At 66.1% G+C, this 2623-nt stretch carries 3 protein-coding genes; all 3 read right to left on the reverse strand.

What is annotated here, in order from left to right; all coding sequences use genetic code 11:
• On the reverse strand, window positions 1–906 hold a 906-nt coding region (locus Q0693_RS10735; RefSeq protein ID WP_298631767.1), incomplete at its 3' end, for an FAD-dependent oxidoreductase.
• Window positions 907–1242 carry a hypothetical protein gene (locus tag Q0693_RS10740; protein ID WP_298631769.1) on the reverse strand — a complete coding sequence of 112 codons (336 nt, stop codon included), beginning with the start codon at window positions 1240–1242 and terminating at the stop codon, window positions 907–909. It abuts the gene before it with no gap.
• Between the two features lie 9 nt (window positions 1243–1251).
• The gene (gene miaB / locus Q0693_RS10745; RefSeq protein ID WP_298631771.1) at window positions 1252–2574 is read right to left on the reverse strand and encodes a tRNA (N6-isopentenyl adenosine(37)-C2)-methylthiotransferase MiaB; all 1323 of its coding nucleotides are present in this window, start codon (window positions 2572–2574) and stop codon (window positions 1252–1254) included.
• Window positions 2575–2623: the final 49 nt, after the last annotated feature.

Below are 2623 nucleotides of genomic sequence, written 5' to 3' on the forward strand. Positions count from 1 at the left end.
GGCCGCAAGCAACCTCTCCCCAAGCCAGGGGGCATAGAGGAACCCGGTGGAGCCGAGCCCCGTGAGGGCAAAACCCCCGGCCACCGGAAAGAGGTAGGGAAGCCCCACCGTGCTGCCAAGCGGGCTGGGGTTTGCCAGCCGGAAGCGCACCCCCCGCCAGGCCGAGGCCACTTTTGGCCTGTAGCCCAAAAGGGCCTCCGCCCCCCTGAGGAGCCACTCCGCCTCCCCTTCCGTGGGGGGTGGGGCCTCCGGGGTCTTCTGGTGGGGCAGGTAGCTTCCCCCAAGCACGCTTCCCGCCAGGTAGACCCGGTAGCTGATGGCCCGGGGAAAGTAGTCCAGGAGGGTAAGGACCAGTCCCGGGATATGCCGCCCCTCGAGGCCCAAAAGGTGCGCCCCCTGCCCCCCACCGGCATAGACCAGCACCTCCCCGTGGACCCTTTCCCCGCCCTCCAAAACCAGGTACGGGGGCTCCCAGGCCAAAACCCGGGCCTTAAGAAGCGAAAGCCCTTCCGCAAGCCTCTCCAGAAGGGGCCTGGGCTCCAGCCAGAAGGCCTCTTCCAACAGGACGCCCCCCTCCTCCCAGGTGTGCCTAAGCCCCCCAAGCCGCAAGGCCACCCTCTCCCTCTCCCCTTCCGGCACCGGGCGGTAAACGCCAAGGTGCAAGGGCACGAAGCGGCTATAGAAGCGGAGGGCCGCCTCGAGGGCCTCCTCGCCCCGTGGGGCCAGGGTGAAGCGCCTGCCCCTTAAAGGGTTCACCAGGGCCACGGGCACCCGGCTGGCCTCCCCCAGGCCCTGGGCCACCACCAAGACCCGGTGGCCTTTCTCCTGCAAAAGCCGGGCGGCGGTAAGCCCCACCACCCCCGCCCCCAGGACCACCACCTCGGCTTTCGCCCGGCCACCCGCCATCTAGAACCGGTACCCTTCCCCCTCCTTCCGGCAAAGCCCCCGGCCCACGAGCCCCTCCAAAAGGCGCTCCGCCTCGGAGGGGGAGAGGAAGGTCTTGAGGTCCTCCGGGCGCAAAAAGCCCCCCTTCCGCCAAGCCTCCTTCATGGCCAAGCGCTCCAAGGCCGCCTGGGAAGGCCCCCTTTGCAAAAGCCTCCCTTGCCAGCGCAATAGACCCAGATACAGGGGAAAGGAAAACCCTAGGGCCAGAAGAAAGCCCCCCGGGCTGAAGCGGAAACTGGCCCAAAGGAGGAGAAACAGGGCCAAGGCTCCGCTCACAGGCAAAAGGTGCCGTCCCATAGCCCCCCCTCAGGCCACGGGCAAAGGGATGGGGGCGGGTTCCCGGGCCCCCACCACCTCCCCAAAGAGCAGGTGGGGGGTGGCCTGTTTGATCTCCACCTGGTAAAGCCCAGGGGTGGGGGCCTGGTGGGCAGGAACCAGCACCGGGTGGTTTCCCCGGTCGTGACCCTGTACGTACCCCTCCTCCTTAGCCTCCCCCCGCACCAACACCTCCACGGTCTTCCCCACCCACTCCAGGTTCCGGCGGTAGCTCCACTCCTTTTGCTTCTCAATGAGGCGCATGAGCCTCTCCACCTTCACCTCCCGGGGCAGGTCCTGGAAGTGCTTGTAGGCAGGGGTTCCGGGCCTTGGGGAGTAGATGAACATGTAAGCCTGGTCGTACCCCACCTCGTCGTAGAGGGAAAGGGTTTCCTGGAAGTCCTCCTCCGTCTCCCCAGGAAAGCCCACGATAATATCCGTGGAAAGCACCACATCCGGCAAGGCTTCGCGGATCTTGCGGATGCGCTCCAGGTAATGCGCCCGGCGGTACTCCCGGGCCATGCGCCTCAGCACCCGGTCGGAACCCGACTGCACCGGCAGGTGAATGTAGCGGGTAATGGCTGGGGTTTCGGCGATGGCCTCTATGATGTCGTCGGTGAAGTTTACCGGGTGGCTGGTGAGGAAGCGCACCCGGGGGATGCCCATCCGGCCCACCATGCGGAGGAGCTGGGCAAAAGAGGGGAAGCCCGGCTGGTCCTTGCCGTAGGAGTTCACGTTTTGCCCCAAAAGGGTGACCTCCAGCACCCCGGCTTCCCTCAGGGCCTCTATCTCCCTCAGGATCAGGTCGGGATGGCGGGAAACCTCAGGACCCCGGGTGGTGGGCACGATGCAGTAGGTGCAGTGGTGGTTGCATCCCCGGATGATGGTCACGTGGGCGGAAAGGGCCCCTTTGGGGGGCGGGGGGATGTAGTCCAGGAGGTCTTCCTTGAAGGTGAGGTCCCAGAAGCGGCCGTTCTCCCTCAAGGCCTCCGCCAAGGAGGTAAGGGCCCCGGGACCCAGGAGGATATCCACCCCGAACTTCCGGGCCATCTGCTGGCCCTCGTCCAGCTGGGCCAAGCAGCCCATAAGCCCGATGAGAAGCCCCCTTCTCTCCTTTTCCTTACGGAGCTGGCCCAGGAGGGAGCGCACCTTCTCCACGGGCTTGCCGCGGACGGCGCAGGTGTTCACCAAGACGAAGTCCGCCTCCTCCAGGCTGTCCACCAGCTCCCACCCCAGGCTCACCAGCTCGCTGGCCACCAGGTGGGAGTCGTACTCGTTCATCTGGCATCCAAAGGTAATGATGTGGGCACGCATAGGCCTCCCAGGGCGACCGGGGGGATCCCGGACCCGTTTCCTCAGTGTA

Source organism: uncultured Thermus sp. (genome assembly GCF_938010445.1).
GTDB classification, from domain to species: Bacteria; Deinococcota; Deinococci; order Deinococcales; family Thermaceae; genus Thermus; species Thermus altitudinis.